The organism is Paracoccaceae bacterium, assembly GCA_033344815.1.
Lineage (GTDB): Bacteria > Pseudomonadota > Alphaproteobacteria > Rhodobacterales > Rhodobacteraceae > Roseobacter.
On the sequence record JAWPMR010000001.1, the window covers coordinates 958,189 to 978,371 of the forward strand.

At 56.7% G+C, this 20,183-nt stretch carries 21 protein-coding genes; 12 read left to right on the top strand and 9 right to left on the bottom strand.

Features of this window, described 5'->3' with window-relative positions:
- Positions 1-27: 27 nt before the first annotated feature.
- Together R8G34_04415 and R8G34_04420 are read left to right on the top strand one after the other, a co-directional pair.
- Positions 28-660, top strand: coding sequence for a MarC family protein (locus R8G34_04415; protein MDW3222119.1), 633 nt, complete (start codon positions 28-30; stop codon positions 658-660).
- 51 nt (positions 661-711) lie between these two features.
- On the top strand, positions 712-1,293 hold the full coding sequence (locus R8G34_04420; GenBank protein MDW3222120.1) for a TIGR02281 family clan AA aspartic protease: 582 nt from the start codon (positions 712-714) through the stop codon (positions 1,291-1,293).
- 36 nt (positions 1,294-1,329) lie between these two features.
- Here R8G34_04420 and R8G34_04425 read toward each other — a convergent pair whose 3' ends face one another.
- Together R8G34_04425 and R8G34_04430 are read right to left on the bottom strand one after the other, a co-directional pair.
- The gene (locus tag R8G34_04425) at positions 1,330-1,788 is read right to left on the bottom strand and encodes a DNA polymerase III subunit chi (protein ID MDW3222121.1); all 459 of its coding nucleotides are present in this window, start codon (positions 1,786-1,788) and stop codon (positions 1,330-1,332) included.
- Positions 1,789-1,791: 3 nt separating this feature from the next.
- A complete protein-coding gene (locus R8G34_04430) occupies positions 1,792-3,264 on the bottom strand; it encodes a leucyl aminopeptidase (GenBank protein MDW3222122.1) in 1,473 nt (490 codons plus the stop codon).
- 138 nt (positions 3,265-3,402) lie between these two features.
- Here R8G34_04430 and lptF point away from each other — a divergent pair, with 138 nt between their 5' ends.
- From lptF to rsmA, 6 genes are read left to right on the top strand one after another with little or no spacing between them, the layout of a single operon-like run.
- Positions 3,403-4,539 carry an LPS export ABC transporter permease LptF gene (gene lptF / locus R8G34_04435; protein ID MDW3222123.1) on the top strand — a complete coding sequence of 379 codons (1,137 nt, stop codon included), beginning with the start codon at positions 3,403-3,405 and terminating at the stop codon, positions 4,537-4,539.
- Entirely contained in the window at positions 4,536-5,633 is a 1,098-nt protein-coding gene (gene lptG, locus R8G34_04440; protein ID MDW3222124.1) for an LPS export ABC transporter permease LptG, read from the top strand. The genes lptF and lptG overlap by 4 nt, the downstream gene beginning before the upstream one ends.
- Positions 5,626-7,758, top strand: a complete 2,133-nt coding sequence (lptD, locus tag R8G34_04445; protein ID MDW3222125.1) for an LPS assembly protein LptD — start codon at positions 5,626-5,628, stop codon at positions 7,756-7,758. Before lptG ends, lptD begins: the two co-directional genes overlap by 8 nt.
- Before the next feature lie 22 nt (positions 7,759-7,780).
- Positions 7,781-8,983 (top strand): peptidylprolyl isomerase, encoded by a 1,203-nt coding sequence (locus tag R8G34_04450; GenBank protein ID MDW3222126.1) that lies wholly within the window; start codon positions 7,781-7,783, stop codon positions 8,981-8,983.
- Positions 8,980-9,954, top strand: coding sequence for a 4-hydroxythreonine-4-phosphate dehydrogenase PdxA (gene pdxA, locus R8G34_04455; GenBank protein MDW3222127.1), 975 nt, complete (start codon positions 8,980-8,982; stop codon positions 9,952-9,954). The genes R8G34_04450 and pdxA overlap by 4 nt, the downstream gene beginning before the upstream one ends.
- 3 nt (positions 9,955-9,957) lie before the next feature.
- Entirely contained in the window at positions 9,958-10,800 is an 843-nt protein-coding gene (rsmA, locus tag R8G34_04460) for a 16S rRNA (adenine(1518)-N(6)/adenine(1519)-N(6))-dimethyltransferase RsmA (GenBank protein MDW3222128.1), read from the top strand.
- Between the two features lie 37 nt (positions 10,801-10,837).
- On the opposite strand, the gene R8G34_04465 is transcribed toward rsmA, so the two are convergent.
- The 3 genes from R8G34_04465 to prfA all read right to left on the bottom strand — a co-directional run bounded on the left by R8G34_04465 (position 10,838) and on the right by prfA (position 13,539).
- Complete coding sequence (locus R8G34_04465; protein ID MDW3222129.1) at positions 10,838-11,431, bottom strand: DUF4167 domain-containing protein; 594 nt, start codon at positions 11,429-11,431, stop codon at positions 10,838-10,840.
- 222 nt (positions 11,432-11,653) lie between these two features.
- Positions 11,654-12,469 (bottom strand): peptide chain release factor N(5)-glutamine methyltransferase, encoded by an 816-nt coding sequence (prmC, locus tag R8G34_04470; protein MDW3222130.1) that lies wholly within the window; start codon positions 12,467-12,469, stop codon positions 11,654-11,656.
- 14 nt (positions 12,470-12,483) lie between these two features.
- Positions 12,484-13,539, bottom strand: coding sequence for a peptide chain release factor 1 (gene prfA, locus R8G34_04475; GenBank protein MDW3222131.1), 1,056 nt, complete (start codon positions 13,537-13,539; stop codon positions 12,484-12,486).
- A gap of 62 nt (positions 13,540-13,601) precedes the next feature.
- On the opposite strand from prfA, the gene R8G34_04480 reads away from it, so the two are divergent.
- On the top strand, positions 13,602-13,889 hold the full coding sequence (locus R8G34_04480; GenBank protein MDW3222132.1) for a hypothetical protein: 288 nt from the start codon (positions 13,602-13,604) through the stop codon (positions 13,887-13,889).
- Here R8G34_04480 and R8G34_04485 read toward each other — a convergent pair.
- From R8G34_04485 to R8G34_04500, 4 genes are read right to left on the bottom strand one after another with little or no spacing between them, the layout of a single operon-like run.
- A complete protein-coding gene (locus R8G34_04485; protein ID MDW3222133.1) occupies positions 13,827-14,228 on the bottom strand; it encodes a DUF1499 domain-containing protein in 402 nt (133 codons plus the stop codon). The genes R8G34_04480 and R8G34_04485 overlap by 63 nt on opposite strands.
- 52 nt (positions 14,229-14,280) lie before the next feature.
- Positions 14,281-15,231: an agmatinase gene (gene speB / locus R8G34_04490; GenBank protein MDW3222134.1), complete on the bottom strand. Its 951-nt coding sequence runs from the start codon at positions 15,229-15,231 to the stop codon at positions 14,281-14,283.
- The gene (gene speB / locus R8G34_04495; GenBank protein MDW3222135.1) at positions 15,228-16,202 is read right to left on the bottom strand and encodes an agmatinase; all 975 of its coding nucleotides are present in this window, start codon (positions 16,200-16,202) and stop codon (positions 15,228-15,230) included. Before speB (R8G34_04495) ends, speB (R8G34_04490) begins: the two co-directional genes overlap by 4 nt.
- Before the next feature lie 3 nt (positions 16,203-16,205).
- Positions 16,206-17,375: a M20 aminoacylase family protein gene (locus tag R8G34_04500; protein ID MDW3222136.1), complete on the bottom strand. Its 1,170-nt coding sequence runs from the start codon at positions 17,373-17,375 to the stop codon at positions 16,206-16,208.
- Positions 17,376-17,438: 63 nt separating this feature from the next.
- On the opposite strand from R8G34_04500, the gene mazG reads away from it, so the two are divergent.
- The 3 genes from mazG (at position 17,439) to R8G34_04515 (ending at position 20,068) form a co-directional block, all read left to right on the top strand.
- Complete coding sequence (mazG, locus tag R8G34_04505; GenBank protein ID MDW3222137.1) at positions 17,439-18,251, top strand: nucleoside triphosphate pyrophosphohydrolase; 813 nt, start codon at positions 17,439-17,441, stop codon at positions 18,249-18,251.
- Positions 18,252-18,680: 429 nt separating this feature from the next.
- Complete coding sequence (locus R8G34_04510; GenBank protein MDW3222138.1) at positions 18,681-19,622, top strand: nucleoside hydrolase; 942 nt, start codon at positions 18,681-18,683, stop codon at positions 19,620-19,622.
- Positions 19,619-20,068: a GNAT family N-acetyltransferase gene (locus R8G34_04515; protein ID MDW3222139.1), complete on the top strand. Its 450-nt coding sequence runs from the start codon at positions 19,619-19,621 to the stop codon at positions 20,066-20,068. Before R8G34_04510 ends, R8G34_04515 begins: the two co-directional genes overlap by 4 nt.
- Positions 20,069-20,183 lie beyond the last annotated feature (115 nt).

The window sequence follows — 20,183 nt, forward strand, 5'->3', positions numbered from 1 at the left end:
ACAGCACTCAATCCCGTGGTGCCTTAGATGGCCCTAGACACCGCCTTTTTGATCACAGCCTTTGTCACCATGTTTGTGGTGATTGATCCGATAGGGCTGGCCCCGCTTTTTGTGGCCCTGACACAGGGTATGACAAAAGCGCTGCGGCGGCGTATCGCCCTGCGCGCGACCGGCACGGCCGTCCTGATCTTGCTGGCTTTCGCGGCTTTCGGCGAGGCCTTGCTGTCTTTCATTGGCATCTCCATGGCCGCCTTCCGGGTCGCAGGCGGGGTCCTTTTGTTCCTGACCGCGCTGGACATGCTGTTTGAACGGCGTACCAAACGGCGCGAAGATCGAAACGAAGAGGAAGACCATGACGACCCGTCTGTGTTCCCGCTTGCGATTCCACTGATTGCCGGGCCCGGATCCATCGCATCCGTGATCTTGTTGATGGGGCAACGCCCTGGTATCGAAGGCACGCTTATGGTGCTGGGTGCCACAGCCGGCGTCATGCTCATCGTGATCGGATTTTTCATGGCCAGCGGATTGATTGAACGCGCCTTGGGAAAAACAGGGATCACCGTGGTCACTCGACTTTTGGGTATGCTGCTGGCCGCTCTGTCAGTGCAATTTGTTCTCGACGGTCTCAGCGCCTTTGGTTTTGGGCCGGGTATGGGCTGAAAACCACGACCAAACATCTTATGTTGGTGTAAACGACAAGAGGACCTGACCTTGGACAGCTATGATACCGGCAGCCTGATTTACCTGATCCTCCTGGGTGCGATGGTTTGCGCTTGGTTTTTCACGCAAAACCGCCAATCGATGAATAAAACCCTGCAGCAGGCTGCGCTTTGGGGCTTTATTTTTCTGGGTGCAATTGCCGCTTACGGGCTTTGGGACGACATCAGCCAGACCGTGCGTCCACAGCAAGCCGTCTTTGCAGAGCAGGGTAAGATCATTGTTCCGCGCAGCCCGGATGGCCATTACTACCTCGCGGCCGAAGTCAATGGCGCGCAGATACAATTTGTTGTGGACACTGGCGCGACCGAAATCGTTCTGACCCAGGCGGATGCCACAGCGGCCGGATTGCACCCGGAGGATCTCAATTTCGTCGGGCGCGCCATGACGGCAAATGGCGAAGTGCGCACAGCGCCAGTGCGGCTTGACACCGTGCAGCTTGGTCCCGCGACGGACCGTCATGTCACTGCCGTGGTCAATGGCGGCGAAATGTCCCAGAGCCTGCTGGGCATGACATATCTGCAGCGCTGGGGCAAAATCGAAATCTCCGGCGGCCAACTGACCCTGACCCGATAAACCTGCCCGTAGGGTGGGCTTTCAGGCCACCATTGCTCAGGTTTCCGCCTTCTTTGCCCAACGCCCGGACTCTTCGGACCAATACTGCGCCGACACACCGGCTTCCTTGAGCTCTTTCCACTGTCTCCGTGCTACCTCAAGCGCTTGCGGATCATTGCCGTCAAACAACACGCAAACACGCGCCATTTCATCAACGTCCCGGGCACTCAGCGCCGCGCCATCTACGGTCATCAAACAGCTCGCTTCATTGGGGGCTTCGTGTGCAAGCGTGAGCAGGATCGGTTGCAATGCATCCTGCTCACCGCCTGCCAGACCATGCGGCAAAAACCCGTCATCCGCGCCCAGCCAGAGCTTTTCATCCAACCATGCCAGCCGGGCAAGGTCAGAGCCCCGCACGACTACGCGCATGTCCGCTTGCCGTGCTTTGCCCAGCAACATCGCAAGCGTTTCCTCCATCGGACGACGTGTCAGGTGGTAGAAGAGAGCGGCACCCAAGGCTTACCCCTTTTCGAACATATCCGCGACCAATCGGTCCAGCGCCCGCACGCCCCAGCCTGTTGCCCCCTTGGGAGCAAGCTTCGTTGGCGTTTTCAAAGATGCAACCCCCGCGATGTCCAAATGGATCCACGGCACGTCTTTCTTGACAAAACGCAACAAATACTGCGCTGCAGTGATGGAGCCCGCCGGACGCCCACCAATGTTTTTCATATCCGCAATCGGAGACTTCAGCATGTCATCATAGGCCTGACCCAAGGGCATGCGCCAGGCGCCTTCCTCCTCGGTTGCCGCGGCCTTCAGAAAGGCATTGCAGAGCGTATCGTCATTTGAAAACACGCCGGCATTTTCATGTCCGAGACCAATGATGATCGCCCCCGTGAGGGTTGCAAGATCGATCATGCCCGCCGGTTCAAACCGTTCCTGTGCATACCACATCACATCACACAGAACCAAACGCCCCTCAGCATCGGTATTGAGGATCTCAACCGTATCCCCTTTCATTGTATGCACCACGTCACCGGGACGGATTGCCGTACCCGAAGGCATGTTCTCTACCAGCCCGACAATGCCGACCACATTGGCGCTGGCCTTTCGCAGAGCCAGCGCACGCATGGCACCGGCAACCGTGCCGGCCCCGCCCATGTCCATTGTCATGTCTTCCATGCCGCCGGCTGGTTTCAGGCTGATACCGCCGGTGTCAAAGACCACTCCCTTACCGATCAGCGCCAGCGGTGCGGCACCCTCTTCACCCCCCTGCCACTGCATGACGACCACTTTGGATGGACTGGCAGAGCCTTGTCCCACGGCCAACAAGGTGCGCATCCCCAGCTCTTCGAGCTTATCTTCCTCAAGAACTTCGACCTTCAGCCCCAAGGCTTCCATTTCGGCCAGGCGATTGGCGAATTCTGTCGTGGTCAGAATATTTGCGGGTTCATTGACCAGATCACGTGTCATGAAGGTGCCATCCGCCACCGCCAACAAGGGGGCCGCCGCGGCCTCCATGCCGCTTGGATCGTTGCACATCACATCAATGGCTCCTTCGGGCGCATCATCCGATGTTTTGTGATCCCGGAACTGATAGTCACGCAACACAGCACCCTGAACCACATGCGGCGCGCGGCGCAAAGATCCCACGGCCAGCAGCAGATTCGCCTTGCCACGCTGACTGCCCAGTTTGCCACCCGCATTGCGCGCAACAGTTTCCGAGACGGATCGGCCCAGAAACAAAACATCCACGGCCTCCGCCGCCATGCCCGCGGGATAGGCCAGGGTCAGGCCATCGCCCTCTTTCAAGCCCTTTTCGACCCGTGCATCCACTGCGCGTTTCAAAGCACCCTTGCAAAGTCGGTTAACACGGCGCCCCGCCACATCAAGTTTACCCGCCGTGTCAACAACGAGTCCCACGCGGCCCTCATGCTCCGCAAGCCGTTGAATATCAGTTTGGGTGAATGTTACGGCAGTGAGCAGTGTCATGGGCGTGGCCTTTCAAGATTTGACGTCCCTTAGGACCTAGCGCGCTCCTCCGCCAATGACCAGATAGCAGTTTTACAGCGTCACAGATTGGTCTATCGTGACCTCAACAATGACGCGCATGAGTACAAGGGGAACGGGGTGAGCAGAATCGACAGATATGTCCTGTCGCAATTGCTTGTTCTGTTCGGCTTTTTCTCACTTGTTCTGGTCGCCGTTTTCTGGATCAACCGCGCGGTCATCCTGTTTGATCGCCTGATCAGCGACGGGCAATCGGCTTTGGTATTTCTAGAATTTACCGCCCTTGGTTTGCCCAAACTTATTACGACTGTTTTGCCGATCTCCGCATTTGCAGCGACAGTCTATGTCACAAATCGACTGAACAACGAGAGCGAATTAACTGTCATGCAGGCGACCGGCTCCAGCCCGTATCGTCTTGCCCGGCCTGTATTTGTCTTTGGCTTTCTGGTGTTCTTGATGGCGTCGGTGCTCCAGCACGTCCTTTTGCCTTTGGCGCTGGCGCAATTGGGCGAACGGGAGGCGGAAATCTCGCAAAACGCTACATCACGGCTTTTGACCGAAGGCGCGTTTTTGCATCCCTCTCAATCTGTCACGTTTTATGCGGGTGAGATCACCGAGGAAGGTGTTTTGAAAGACGTTTTCCTATCGGACGGTCGCAAACCAGAAGAAGGCGTCATTTATACTGCCGATGAGGCTTATCTGATACGAAATCTCGACACGACGACATTGATCATGGTGGATGGGATGGTCCAGCGTCTCAGCAGCATCACAAATCGCCTCTCGACAGCACATTTTACAGATTTTTCTTTCGATATCAGTACATTGGTTCGAAATGACGCGTCACATGGATTGGTTGCGCGCAACATGATCACGCCGGATTTAATGGTGTCTTGGGCAGAATTGTCAGAACAAACGGGACAGCCCACAGGACACTTGGCGGAGGAATTTCATGCACGCTTTGCGGAGCCCCTGTTTTGTATTGTGGCCGCCATGATCGGGTTCACGACGCTGTTGGTAGGAGGGTATTCGCGATTTGGTGTCTGGCGAGAAGTGGTGATCGCCTTCGGATTGTTATTGTTGATAAACGGTGCGCGCTCCACCCTGCAGAACCCCGTCCGCGATGATCCCCGGCTGTGGCCGCTACTCTATGTGCCGGTCCTCTTCGGAAGTCTGCTTGCTTTGGCTATGCTGTGGTATGTGGCGCGCCCGAAACGGCGCAGACCTCAGGTGTCCCTTGCAGGTGAGGTCGCAGCATGATCCTGCATTTCTACTTTGCGCGGCGATTTGCGACCAATTTCCTCGTATTGACGGTCGTGCTATTTTCACTCGTAGCACTGGTCGATCTTGTGGACCAAACCCGGGTGTTCGGCGATCTTGGCGTCAGTTTTGGCCGCATAATTGGCCTCACTTTCTTGAATGTGCCTCACACTGTGAACGAGATCCTGCCTTTGATCATGATCCTGAGCACCATCGCAATGTTCATCGGTCTGGCGCGCTCGTCTGAACTTGTGGCAACCCGGGCAGCGGGTCGTTCAGGGTTGCGCGCCCTGCATGCGCCTGTGATCGTGGCACTCATCATTGGCGCACTGGCAGTGACCATGCTTAACCCGATCGTTGCGGGCACTTCGAAACGCTACAGCGAGTTGGCAGAAAGTTACAGGACCGGCGGTGCATCAACCCTTTCCATTTCCGGACAAGGCCTCTGGCTTCGACAGGGGGATGCCGAGGGTCAGTCGGTCATTCGGGCTTGGCGGTCCAATGCAAATGCGTCCATACTTTATGACGTTACAATCATTACTTACGCACCCGGTCAGGGTCCGGTACGCCGTATTGTATCGCGCAGCGCGGCGCTTCAGGAAGGCGGTTGGGTTTTGCGAGATGTGAAGCTCTGGCGGCTGGAAGAAGGCTGGAATTCGGAAGCAAATGCAGAAATCCACGAAGAACTCTTCATTCCGTCCAGCCTGACACTGGACCGTATTCGGGAAAGCTTTGCACGACCAAGCGCGATTTCTATCTGGAAATTGCCCGAATTTATCGCGCAACTGGACCGCGCTGGATTTTCGTCACGCAAGCACCGGGTTTGGTTCCAGTCGGAATTGGCACGCCCGCTGTTTCTGATGGCGATGGTTTTGATTGCGAGCGCTTTCACGATGCGCCATACCCGGCTTGGCGGCACGGGTATTGCAGTGCTGTCGGCTGTACTTTTGGGGTTTAGCTTGTATTTCATCCGCAGCTTTGCACAGATTCTGGGCGAAAACGGCCAGATCCCGATTTACTTGGCGGCATGGGCCCCGCCCATCGCAGCGGTTCTTCTTGCTTTGGGCCTATTGCTCCATGCGGAGGATGGCTGAAACCGTGTTGCGTGTTGTTACCGTCTGTTTGATGCTGTTTTGCCCGTTCACGTTGTGGGCTCAAGAGGAAGAGCCTGTACCGGCGGTTTTGATTGCAGACGAGTTGTTTATCGCGAATGACCGAGAGCTGATCGCACGCGGAAATGTCGAGGCGTTTCAGGGTCCGACACGGATCACTGCAAAGGAAATACGCTATGACCGCGACACCGGCGCATTGACGATCACCGGTCCGATCACGCTTCAGGATGGCGAAGGCATAACCGTCCTCGCTTCGGCTGCGGAGCTTGATACGACGTTACAGACTGGCTTGTTAACCAGCGCAAGGCTGGTTCTGGATCAACAGTTGCAATTGGCCGCAGTGCAGCTGCAACGTGTTAACAGTCGCTACAGCCAGCTCTACAAAACAACTGTAAGCTCTTGTAAGGTATGTGAAGACGGCCGCCCGCCGCTGTGGCAGATCCGTGCAAAACGCGTTATCCATGACAAGGAGGAACGCCAGCTTTACTTCAATGGAGCGCAGTTTCGCATTCTCGACATTCCCATACTTTACCTGCCGCAATTGCGTCTGCCCGACCCGACGCTGGAACGTGCTACTGGATTCTTGATCCCCTCGCTGCGCACAACGAGCCAATTGGGTACAGGCATCAAACTTCCCTACTTCATCAAACTTGGGGACGATCGGGATCTTACCGTGACGCCCTATATATCCGCGAATACCCGCACGCTTGAACTTCGATATCGCCAGGCTTTTGTAAACGGACGCATTGAATTCAATGGTGCCGTAAGCCGCGACGACATTCGTCCCGGCGAAGTGCGCGCTTATGTTTTTGGTATTGGGCAATTTGCGCTGAAGAATGATTTCCGACTGGACTTCGATGTCGAACTTACCTCGGATAACGCCTACCTGAGCAATTATGATTTCTCAGGCAAAGACAGGCTCGACAGTGCAATTACGATAAGCCGCGCCCGCCGCGACGAGTTCATTTCCGGCAGTGTCATCGCGTTCAAGTCCCTGCGCGATGCTGACGTCAATGCAGAACTGCCGACCATTGTTGCGGACGGTATCTATGAAGCACGGTATTTTCCCACGGCATTGGGCGGCGAAGTGCGTCTGGATGTGAATGGGCACAGTCACTACCGCTATTCCGACGAGGATATCGTGGGGCGCGATGTCGGCCGTTTCAGCACGGAAGTCGATTGGTTGCGCAGCTGGACACTCTCGCAAGGGCTGCGCACCGAACTGGTTCTGGGGGCGGCGGCAGATTTGTTCAATATCACGCAGGACAGCTCAATTCCCCAAACACAGACCCAGTTGAGCCCTCATGGCAGAATTGCCTTTCGCTATCCAATGTCGCGCAGTTCCGCCGGAGGGGTGACCGAATTGTTAGAACCGATTGTGCAATTTGCCTGGACCGGCGGCGACCGGCTCAACATCCCCAACGAAGAAAGCACCCGGGTCGAATTTGATGGTGGTAATCTGATTGCCCTGTCGCGGTTTCCAGAGCCTGACCGGCGCGAAAGAGGCCGTGCAACGGCGATTGGTCTGAACTGGGCCCGTTTTGATCCAAATGGATATGAAACCTCACTGACGCTGGGGCAGGTCTTGCGCGATGAAGCAGATGACGCCTTTACGGTCACATCCGGCCTGACCGGAACGACATCGAATTACTTGGTGGCGGGCCAGATCAAATCCAGCAACAATTGGTCGATCACGGCGCGTACTCTCTTTGATGCCGGATTCGATTTTTCAAAAGCTGAAATTCGTGGGAGTTACATTCATAACAGAGGCAGCCTGGCGGGCAGCTACGTTTGGCTGACGCAGGATGAGGAGGAAGACCGTCCCGACAACATTGCCGAAATCGCATTGGCTGGCATCTATCGTGTCAATCAATATTGGTCCACCTCCGCCAACTGGCGCTATGATATCCCGTTGGATCGCGCCGCCAATATCGGAATGGGCCTCAGGTACAACAATGAATGCGTATCCGTCGATTTTGCCGTCAGTCGCGACTTTGCGACTTCCCAAAGCCTTGCACCCACTACGACTTTGGGCTTATCCATCGGGCTACGCGGGTTTTCAGCGCGCAAAGGCACTGAAACATACACAAGAACATGCGGGAATTAAGAAAATGAGCGCAGTGAGCAGTATGAGACATGTTTTGGCAGTGGCGCTTGGATTGAGCATTGCGGCTCCTCTGCAGGCACAGAACCTTTTTGATCCCATCGTTCTGGTCAATGACGATGTTGTAACTGAATTTGAAGTCGACCAGCGGGTCACGTTTTTGCGCCTGCTGAACGCACCGGGTTCCAACCGTTCTGCGGTTATTGAGGCGCTGATCAATGAACGCCTTCAATCAGAGTTTATTGCAGCCTCCGGGCTGGAATTGACGGAAGAAGGCATCGAAACCGCCATCGTTGAATTTGCTGGGCGCGCCAACATGGAAAAAGATGAGTTTCTTACTGCTCTTGGTGAAAATGGTGTCGCGGAAGCCAGTTTCCGCAGCTTTATCGAGGTCGGTATTGCATGGCGCGATCTGATTGCGGCGCGCTACGGGGCGCGGGTTGAAATTACCGAAGAAGAGATTGACCGGGCTCTCGGCTCCACAGTCGGAACCACTGGAATCCGTGTTCTGGTGTCCGAGATCATCATCCCCGCGCCGCCGGAAAGTCGCGAGGATGTGGAACAACTGGCCATCGAAATCGCGCAATCGCAGTCACAGGAAGAGTTTTCCGACTACGCCCGCGAATTCTCCGCAACCGCATCACGCGAAGACGGTGGCCGCTTGCCGTGGCAGAACCTGAACAATCTTCCGCCCGTCTTGCGGCCTTTGCTCTTGTCACTGGCACCGGGGGACGTCACGGATCCGTTGAATATCCCCGATGCGGTTGCCCTGTTCCAGTTGCGCGAAATCGAGGAAACAGGCGGCGCAAGTCAGGAATTCGCGGCCCTCGAATATGCGATCTATTATATCCCCGGAGGACGGACGCCAGAAGGGTTGGCAGCGGCAAGCAAGGTGAGCGCGCAGGTTGATCAATGCGACGATCTTTACGGTTTGGCTCAGGGCGAGCCTGCGGAAACCCTGGAGCGCACAACACTTCCCCCCGCCGAGGTTCCGCAAGACATCGCAATCGAATTGAGCAAGCTCGACCCCGGCGAGATTTCAACCGCTTTGACCCGGAACAACGGCCAGACGCTGGTGTTTCTGATGATGTGTGGTCGCACGGCGGCGGTGAATGAAGACGTCGCGCGCGAAGACGCAGCGGCAGCGTTGCGCGCGAACCGCATTAACGCTTATGCCGATAGCCTTTTGGACCAACTGCGCGCAGACGCCCGCATCATCACGCCGTGAACGCTCCAAAAGCGCCTGTCATCATCAGTTGCGGCGAACCTGCAGGGATCGGTCCGGAGATCGCGGCGCGCGCATGGTCTGCTGTGAAATCAGACATGACGCTTGTCTGGATGGGCGATACGCGCCACCTGCCCGAAGGCACCCGCTATGAGGTCATCAGCGCCTTGTCAGAGGCCGCCGCAATGACGCCTGAGGCCTTGCCGGTATTGCATCGTGATTTTGCAAATCCGGCCACGCCCGGAACGCCCGATCCACAGAATGCGCAAGGGGTCATCGAGGTGATCGCCGCCTGCGTGGGGCTTGTACAATCCGGGGAGGCCTGTGCCCTCTGCACCGCTCCCATTCACAAAAAAGCACTGATCGAGGGAGCGGATTTTGCCTATCCCGGCCATACTGAATACCTGGCGGATCTCGCGGGAGGTGGGCGCGCGGTGATGATGCTGGCGTCCGAGCAGCTTCGCGTTGTGCCTGCAACCATCCATATCGCGCTGCAGGATGTACCAAAAGCGCTGACACCGGAACTGTTGCGGGAAACGATCGAGATCACAGAGAGTGCCCTGCAGGGGCGCTTTGGCATTCCCAACCCGCGCATCGCCGTCGCAGGCTTGAACCCGCATGCTGGTGAAGGGGGCGCCATGGGTCGGCAGGAACTAGACTGGATTGCCGGGCTTTTGGATCAGATGCGCGATGAGGGCCATGATCTGCGCGGCCCTCTGCCTGCCGACACGATGTTTCATGCAGCGGCACGCACCGGATATGACGCCGCCGTCGCGATGTATCACGATCAGGCGCTGATCCCGATCAAGACGCTGGATTTCGACAAGGGCGTCAATGTCACACTGGGATTGCCGTTTGTGCGCACCTCGCCTGATCACGGCACCGCATTTGATATCGCGGGCAAAGGCATTGCCAATCCAACAAGTATGATCGAGGCGCTGAAACTGGCGGCGAAAATGGCAAATGCGATCTAACGCATGAGCACAATTGACAGCCTTCCACCGCTGCGGGACGTGATCCGCACCCATGACCTGCAAGCCCGCAAATCCATGGGACAGAACTTCTTGCTGGACCTGAACCTCACAGCCAAGATTGCGCGGCAGGCGGGCGATCTGAGCCTGTGTGATGTGCTGGAAATCGGGCCGGGCCCGGGTGGTTTGACGCGCGGCCTCCTCTCTGAGGGGGCACGCCATGTGCTGGCGATTGAAAAGGACGCACGATGCCTGCCCGCGCTGGCCGAAATCACGCAGGCCTATCCCGACCGGTTGAGCGTCATGGAAGGGGATGCGTTGCAAATCGACCCGCTTGCCCACCTGACACCGCCCATCCGGGTTGCGGCCAACCTGCCCTATAACATCGGGACGGAACTTCTGGTGCGTTGGTTGACGCCGGAGAAATGGCCCCCCTTCTGGCAAAGCCTGACCCTGATGTTTCAGCGGGAAGTGGCAGATCGCATTGTCGCACAGCCAGGCAGCAAGACATATGGCCGCCTCGCGATTCTGGCGCAATGGCGATCCGAAGCCCGGATTGTGCTGCAACTGCCACCGGAAGCCTTTACGCCGCCGCCCAAGGTATCCAGCAGTGTGGTGCATCTGACAGCGCTCACCGAACCGCGTTATCCTGCAGATGCCGCTGTTCTAAGCCGCGTGGTCGCAGCAGCCTTCAACCAAAGACGCAAGATGCTGCGCGCTGCGCTCAAGGGCGTGGCACCAGATATCGAAGATCGACTCATCCGTGCTGGGTTAAAACCAACGGACCGCGCCGAACAAATTCCGCTGGAGGGTTTTTGCGCCCTTGCCCGGGAAATTGCGCGACCCTGAACGCACCCGACCCCAAAGCGAGCAATCTGTTTTAGGATTATTCCGCGGCTTCCGGGGCGTCATCACCGCCGGGTTGCACGTCATCGCTGGCCGCTGGTTTCGGACGCGGTTTGCGACGCGGCGTCCGTTTGGGTTTTGGCTTGGGTTTGGTTTCAGGTTGGCTCTCAGGCGTTTCCACCAGATTGCTCTCTGTGTCCTCATCCACTGTATCCGGCTGTACTTGCGGCTGCGGTTGCGCGTGTGGCTGGGGTTGAGACGCCTGCTGTTCCGCGGCATGGGCGGCGTCACGTTCCTGACGCTCGGCCCGTTCCCGGTCACGTTCCGCCTGACGTTCCCGGTTCTGGCGATCCTGCTCTTCGCGACGCGCATCAATCTCGCGCTGCGCTTCGGCCAACATGCGGGTGTAATGCTCCGCGTGCTGCTGAAAGTTCTCAGCGGCAACCCGATCATTACTCAACTGCGCATCGCGCGCCAATTGATTGTATTTTTCGATGATCTGTTGTGGGGTCCCACGCACTTTGCCTTCGGGTCCGGAACTGTCGAACACGCGGTTGACGACGTTGCCGCCTTGATTGCCTTGGGACCGGTTGCGGTTGCTCTTCGAGCGGGACCGGGATCTCGATGATTTCATGAGGTTGGCTCAGCCTTCGTGCTGTGAATCCTGTAACCGGAGTGCGCTTCGCGCTTTTTTAAAACCGGGGTGTCTATATGTTGGGCATAACGCCGCGCGGGACCGCTCCGGGAGCCTCCACCGCTGCAACATGTTTGAATAAGCACGGCCTGCGCGCTGCTGCAAGGGCTAATGCCATATTTTAACTATTTTTGCGAAATTTTCCAGTGTTTTCAGGCTTTGTTAACCAGGTTTGGAGGCGAAAACAACGCGGTCCTGCCCCCCCAGATCCGGGAGAATCGCTACCTCACCCCAGCCTTGCGCCTCGAAAATCTGCGCGACCTCGCGCCCTTGCTTCCAGCCCGTCTCAACCAGAACGCGACCCTGCGCATTCAAATATCCTTGAGCGTGTGCCGCGATGACGCGGTAAGCCGACAGCCCATCCTGCTCATCAGTAAGAGCGATACGCGGCTCATGGTCTCGCAACTCCGGCTGGACCTCGTCCATTTCGCTCAGACTCAGATAGGGTGGGTTCGACACAATCAGATCAAACCGACCCTCCACCGCATCAAACCAATCCGACTGCAGGATCTGTGCGCGGTCCGCCACAGCGTGGCGCGCGGCATTGGCGCTGGCGTGCAAACAGGCGTTTTCGCTGATGTCGACGCCGATGCCTTGCGCGTCTGTGCGTTCGGCCAAAAGCGTCACAAGAATACAGCCCGACCCGGTCCCAAGATCCAATACCCGCTCAAAAGGCGCCGATAGCGCCACCTCGATCAAAGCTTCTGTCTCGGGTCGTGGGTCCAGCACATCGCGGTTGACGTCAAAGGCGCGGCCATAGAACTCGCGCGCGCCGATCAGTTGAGATACCGGGACCCGCACAGCGCGCAGGGCGATCAGATTATCATAGCGTTCCGCAATTTCCGGCGCGATGTCTTCTGGCGCAATCAGCGTAACCCGCGCTGCATCCACCGATGCCGCATGGGCCAATAACACCCGCGCATCGCGCGCCGGATCCGGCACGCCCGCTGCGCGCAAGCGGGCCATCGCTGCCACCATGGCCTCTGCGGCTGTCACTGTCCCATCTCCGCCATTTGCCGCGCTTGTGCGTCGGCCGTGAGCGCATCCGCGATCTCGTCCAGATCGCCTTGCATCACCGCATCCAACCGATAAAGCGTAAGATTTATGCGGTGATCCGTCATGCGCCCCTGCGGGAAATTATAGGTGCGGATACGTTCGGAGCGATCCCCCGATCCAACCTGTGCTGCGCGATCTGCGGATCGTTCGCTGTCCACCCGATTGCGCTCGGCGTCATACAGCCGAGCCTTGAGCACCTGCATCGCGATCTCGCGGTTGCGATGCTGTGACTTTTCCGAACTCGTCACCACCAAACCGGTTGGAATATGGGTAATCCGCACAGCGGAGTCTGTGGTGTTCACATGCTGCCCGCCCGCGCCCGAAGACCGCATGGTATCTATGCGCAAATCATTTGCATCGATCTGGATGTCTACATCTTCGGCCTCGGGCAGAACCGCGACGGTAGCTGCTGATGTGTGAATTCGGCCGCCACTTTCCGTGCTGGGCACGCGTTGAACCCGGTGCACGCCGCTTTCATATTTAAGGCGCGCAAAAACATCCTGACCCTTGATGTGGGCAACGACCTCCTTGATCCCGCCCAGTTCAGTTTCCTGAAGCTCGATGATATCGAATTTCCACCCCTGCGCCTCTGCATAACGCTGATACATCCGCAACAAATCACCGGCAAACAGCGCCGCCTCGTCCCCACCTGTACCAGGACGAATTTCGAGCATCGCGGGTTTCGCATCCGCCTTATCTTTGGGCAGCAAAGCCAGTTGCAAATCAGCTTCCGCGCCGGGCAAGGCCGCTTTGATGCGGGGAATTTCGTCCTGTGCAAGTGTTGCCATATCCGGATCGGACAGCATTTCTTCTGCGTCTTCCAGATCACTTTGCAATTGTTGGTAGGCCGAAATCTGTTCCACCACGGGGCGCAGATCAGAATACTCTTTGGCCAAGGCCGCAATATCAGCCGCCGGATCGCCCGCCGCCATAGCCGCTTCAAGATACTGAAACCGGGCCGTTATCTGTTCTAATCGCTCGCGTGGGATCATAGTGCTCTGTCCGATATTGAAAGCCATTGGTCAAGGGCGACACGCGTGCTATTCTTCTGAGGATGAAACGATTGACCCTCATTCTACTCTGTCTGGCAGGGCCGGGATTTGCCGATATAACCTATCCGGGCGGCAAAACCGTGGAGTGCTATTGCACGGACAAATCAGGCACGCGCATCGAACTCGGTCAGACCATTTGCCTGCAGGTGGATGGACGCATGTTCATGGCGCAATGCCAGATGTCTTTGAACGTTCCGATGTGGCGCGAAGTCGAACAAGGATGCCTCTCATCCTCCCTTGGCACCGGCGATCAGCCGCTCCAATCGTTTGCGGTTGACGCCCAGATCTGACGCCCCGAACCGCAACCGCGCATATAACTTGATGTCATCTCCCTGAAGCTCAATTGTTGTTATGTCCGGAAACCCGAAAACTGCTGAGCGGGTGACATAGGTGATATGCCCATCTTGCCGCGACCCCGCCAAGATCCGCGTGCGCGGGAAGCTGGTCATCACCTGATCCATGCGCGCAAAAAGCGCCGCATTGCCCGGCAACACGCGCACCGCACCCCCCGCGAAGTCCGTGTCAGATGCGGCCGCAATGCTTTGGTGCCAGCGCTCAGCAGGCAGCGGTGAAAACCGCACGTAGCTCATGAAGGCCACAATCAGGACGACCAGAAGAGTACCGATCATTCTCACGCCTTTCCTGCGTCTTTTGGCCATAAATACTCTCTGCGCCGCACCGTCAACGATACGCCACGCCCGGAAGGACGCACAGCATCTCAAACAGAAGGTTCGCCGCCACCAAGGCGGTGTTCCCACTAAGATCATAGGGCGGGGAAACTTCAACCAGATCACAACCGATGATGTTCAGCCCCTTGAGCGACCGGATCAACTCCATCGCCTGCGCCGTCGTCAATCCACCAATCTCTGGCGTGCCGGTGCCGGGGGCAAAGGCCGGATCCAGACTGTCAATATCAAAGCTGACATAGACCGGTGTCTCCGGCCCGATGTCCCGGCGCACCTCACCGCCCAGTGTGGTGAGCGTGCGATGCCACAATTCCTGCGCCGGGAATTGCTGAAATCCCCATTTCTGCGCATCGGTAAAATCCTGGGCCGTATAACCAGTGCCGCGCAACCCGATCTGATAGGTTTTTTCCGGCAGAATTAGCCCTTCTTCATGGGCGCGGCGAAACACTGTGCCATGGGTTTCGCGCTCTCCGAACATCTGGTCGTTTACATCTGCATGCGCGTCCACATGAACCAGAGCAACCGGCCCGTGGCGACGGTTCATCGCACGCAAGATCGGCAGGGTGATGGAATGATCACCGCCAATCGCCATCGGCATCGCATCGTAATTCAGGATCGACTTATAGCTGTCCTCAATGATCTTCAAACTGTCCGCCAGTGAAAAGGTATTGATCGCCAGGTCACCGATATCCGCCACTTGCAGGCTGTCAAACGGCGCGGCACCTGTGCCCATGTGATAGGGCCTGATCATCGCCGATTGCGCGCGCACCTCTTTGGGGCCAAACCGCGTACCGGACCGCCAGGATGTACCAATATCAATCGGAATGCCCAGAACGGCCACATCCAACCCTTTGAGATCATTTACATAAGGCAGGCGCATGAAACTGCCGGTGCCAGAAAAGCGCGCAAGATCATTACCGCTGATGGGTTGGTTTTTTGTGCTCATGGTTTAACCTCTGTCCGCATGCGCCAGCCTAACAGGCTCAGTATTTCTGTTGCCACATGGGCGCCGGCAATTGCCGTCGCGCCGGTGGTGTCAAAGGGAGGCGACACTTCGACCACATCACCGCCTTTTATGTTTATCCCAGCCAGATAACGCAGCATCATCGCCGCCTGCGCCGAGGTCAATCCCCCCCAAACCGGGGTGCCGGTGCCGGGCGCAAACGCCGGGTCCAACGCGTCAATGTCAAAACTCAGATAACAAGACTGGTTGCCCAAAACCGATTTGATCTTGGCCACGGCGGCAGCAGTACCTTTTTCATGCACCTCGCGCGCGTCAATGATCGTCACGCCCAAAGTGTCCGCGTTGGTGGTGCGAATCCCGACCTGCACGCTGGTCGCCGGGTCAACGACGCCGGATTTGACCGCCTTGTAAAACATGGTGCCGTGATCCACCCGGCTGAAATCATCATCCACCCAAGTGTCCGTATGCGCATCAAACTGCAACAGGCTGATCGGCCCGTATTTCTCGGCATAGGCCTTGAGGATCGGAAAGCTGATGTAATGATCGCCACCCAACACCACACTGGCCACGCCCGCGTCCAGAATGCCACGGATATGTGTTGTCAGCGCATCGGGGAAAGCCGGCACATTGGCGTAGTCGAAAGCCAGATCACCGTAATCCACAATCGCGCGTTCGCTCAGCACATCAAACGGCCACCCATAAGGCGCATCGGGAGCCTGCAATGCCGAGGCCTCGCGGATGGCGCGTGGGCCAAGTCGTGTGCCGGGCCGATTTGTCACTGCTTGGTCAAACGGAACCCCTGTCACCGCGATATCGACGCCGGTGAGGTCTTTGGTATATTTGCGCCGCAGGAAGGACGTCGCCCCACCAAAGGTCAGCTCGAAACTCGGTCCCTTGAGGTCATCGCGCGTAAACGCATGATCCATCTGTGTTTTTGCATCTTCCAGCGCCATGATTCAGGCCCCGGCAACAGGTTGTGCCCGCTCCACAAGCCGCGCGAAAAACGACGCACCAATTGGTGCGATCTCATCATTGAAATTATACTTCGGGTGATGAACGCCCGCGCCCTCTCCCTGTCCCAACATCAGATAGGCACCTGGGCGGGCTTCCAGCATGTATGAAAAATCTTCCGCCCCCATGACCGGTGTGATGTTGTCATTGATTGCCGCCGCGCCCGCTATTTCCGAGGCGACCTCAACTGCAAAGCCCGCTTTGGTCGCGTCATTGACTGTCGGCGGATAGCCGAACTCAAATTCCAGCTTTGCCTCAAGCCCGAAGGACGCTGCCTGCCCCGCCACGATTTCCTCCATGCGGCGCACAACCATGGCCTGCACCTCTTTGTCAAAGGTGCGCACCGTGCCGTTGATGTAAACCGTTTCGGGGATCACATTATCCGTCGTACCGGTGTGAATTTGTGTCGTGGAAATCACCAGTGAATCCTTGGGGTCCCGATTCCGGCTCACAATGCTTTGCAATGCCTGCACCATCGAACAGGCCGCGATCACCGGATCAACACAACTGTGCGGGCGCGCGGCATGGCCCCCAACACCGGTGATATGAATATGAAACGTGTCTGCCGCCGCCATGATGGGACCGGGCGTGGTGTTGAAACTGCCGAATTCCTTGCCCGGCGCATTGTGGATCGCATAGACCTGCGCGATGTCAAACGTGTCCATGATGCCCTCCTGCACCATCACCTCACCGCCGCCGCCAAACTCTTCGGCGGGTTGAAAAATCAGCGCCACACGACCAGCGAAATTACGTGTTTCGCAAAGGTATTTCGCTGCCCCCAGCAACATCGTTGTGTGCCCATCATGGCCACAAGCGTGCATTTTGCCGGTATGGGTCGAGGCATATTCAACACCGGTTTCCTCGGTGATCGGCAGGGCATCCATATCCGCGCGCAGCCCGATGGTTGGCCCCGCGCCTTGCCCATTGATGATCGCCACAATCCCGGTCTTGGCAATCCCATCGTGCACTTCGTCAACCCCAAACTCTCGCAAACGCTCTGCCACAAAGGCAGACGTCTGATGACATTCCAGTCCAAGCTCGGGAATGCTGTGCAAGTGCTGCCGCCAAGCGGTCATTTCAGCACTCATATCGGCAATGCGGTTAACCACGGGCATGGGCTGGACTCCTCGTCGCATAATTTGTCATGTGCTTGTGACACGACAGATGGGCGACCTGCAATGGCTGAAGACCTGATCCACGACCGTAATGCGGGTATTGAGCGCCTGCTTGAAATCATGCGGCGGTTGCGGGACCCCGAAACAGGGTGTCCATGGGATATTGAACAAGATTTCGATACAATCGCCCCCTACACCATTGAAGAGGCTTATGAAGTCGCGGATGCCATTGCCCGCGAAGATTGGGCCGAGCTTGAGGGTGAATTGGGTGATTTGCTGTTGCAAACGGTCTATCACGCGGCAATGGGCGAAGAAGCTGGACACTTTACATTTGACAGTGTTGTACGCGCGATTTCGGACAAGATGGTCACGCGACATCCGCATGTCTTTGGGGACGCATCCTGTGACAAGAGCGCTGACCAGCAAACCGCTGACTGGGAGGCAATAAAAGCCTCCGAACGGGCCGGTAAGGCGCAACAGGGGACATTGGACGGCGTTGCCATTGGGTTGCCCGCCCTGCTGCGCGCGCTGAAGCTGCAAAAACGGGCGGCCCGCGTCGGGTTTGACTGGCCTTCCACAACGCAGGTGCTGGACAAAATCACCGAAGAAGCCGGCGAACTAGTTGAGGCCAAAGATCAATTGACACAAGCGGAGGTCGAGGAAGAATATGGCGACCTGCTGTTTGTCATGGCTAATCTGGGACGCCATCTTGGCCTCGACCCGGAGGCTGCCTTGCGCGCCGCCAACGCCAAATTTACCCGTCGGTTTGAATCTGTGGAGGCAGGATTGAAGGCGCGTGGAAAAACGCCAGCCGAGAGTGATCTGGCTGAAATGGATGCCCTCTGGGAAGCAGTCAAACAATCCGAACGCCAGTAGTCTGCGGCTCGGGATCCGCATTTACGCACATCCATCACGTATTTCCGGAAGTGCGCTGAAGAAAAAGCGACGGCGCCCCGGTTTGACGCGCCTTAAAAGGTATGTGCACCTGACGTGATAAATCCTTCAACACGCCGGAAACCGCAAAAACTCTGATTTTCCGGATCACTTTAGTGACAAAAGAGACAAGTATACTGGTTGTGCGTCAGTGCGACATCTCACGTTTTCGCGCGGAGAACGCAAATCCGGCTGGTAGAGGCAGCACCCTTAGCATCATCGGAGGACAGTATTTGCAACTCGACTGTTAGCCATTTGCAAAGCTTGTCGTAAGGTCAACAGATGAGCGCTCCCTTGCACAAATAATCTTGACCGACTGGACAAAATATAAAGACCTTGCGACTGTCGCGCTCTTTCGAATCTGGAGCTCGCATGTCCCCCCGCAAAATCATCATCGACACGGATCCAGGCCAAGATGACGCCGTCGCCATTCTTCTCGCATTGGCCAGCCCGGAGGACATCGATGTTCTTGGGATTACCTGTGTGGCAGGTAACGTACCCTTATCTCTGACGTCCAAAAATGCCCGTATTATCTGCGAATTGGCGGGACACACGGACGTGCCGGTCTTTGCAGGCTACGCTCAGCCTATGGGTCGCAAACTGGTAACAGCAGAGCATGTTCACGGGGCAACCGGTCTGAATGGACCTGTCCTGCCTGACCCGGAAATGCCGCTCCAGGAAGGCCATGCTGTTGACTTTATTATCGACACCTTGCGTCAGGCAAACAGTCAATCGGTAACGCTATGTGCCTTGGGGCCACTCACCAATGTCGCACATGCGCTGCAAAAAGCGCCGGATATCGCGGAACGGGTTCAAGAAATCGTGTTGATGGGCGGCGCTTATTTCGAAGTTGGTAACATCACACCGACGGCGGAATTCAATATCTACGTCGACCCACAGGCTGCTGAAATCGTGTTTAATTCGAAAATTCCGCTTGTTGTGATGCCTCTGGATGTCACGCATAAAGCGTTGGTCACAAAGCCGCGGAATGAGGCGTTTCGGAAGTTACGCACGCCGGTTGGAACCGCCGTTGCAGAGATGACAGATTTCTTTGAGCGTTTTGACAAGGCAAAATACGGATCTGAGGGTGCACCGTTACATGATCCTTGTGTCATGGCCTACCTCATTGATTCTGATCTTTTTTCCGGTCGCCAGGTTAACGTTGAAATTGAAACCACTTCGGAATTGACCATGGGCATGACTGTCGCCGATTGGTGGGGTGTTACGGATCGCCCAAAAAATGCTCTGTTCATCGGAGACATTGATGCAGACGGTTTTTTTGATCTCCTTACCCGCCGATTGGCACGACTATGAGCGCCGCCCTGACGCTGGCGACCCCGGACCATCTGGACAAACTGGACGCACTCGTCGCGGCATTTCATCAGGAAACCGGCATCGATTTAGAGTCGGAGCCGCGCCGTGCAGGCATTGCGCCGCTGCTCGATGGGTCGCCACATGGCGTGGTTTACCTGATCGGGCCACCCAAGGCCCCAATCGGTTATATTGTAGTAACCTTCGGCTGGTCTTTGGAGTTCGGAGGCCTCGATGGTTTCATCGATGAACTCTATGTACGCCCGGGCGTACGCGACCGAGGCATTGCCTCAGAAACGCTGCAAAGCCTTCCAAGAGCACTGTCAGACGCTGGCATGAAAGCGATCCATTTGGAAGTTGATCGGACAGCGGAAAAAACACAGAGGCTTTATACACGCGCCGGTTTTGCTATGAGACCGCATTACATGCTGATGACCCGCAAACTGTAGAAGGTTTGCAAATTTGATAATGTTATTTGCAAAGTTAATAAAACTTTGCAAATAACATTATCAAATTTGCAAATGTCACACCGCTGGAAGGCCGGTAGAAAAGTGCTTATATCCA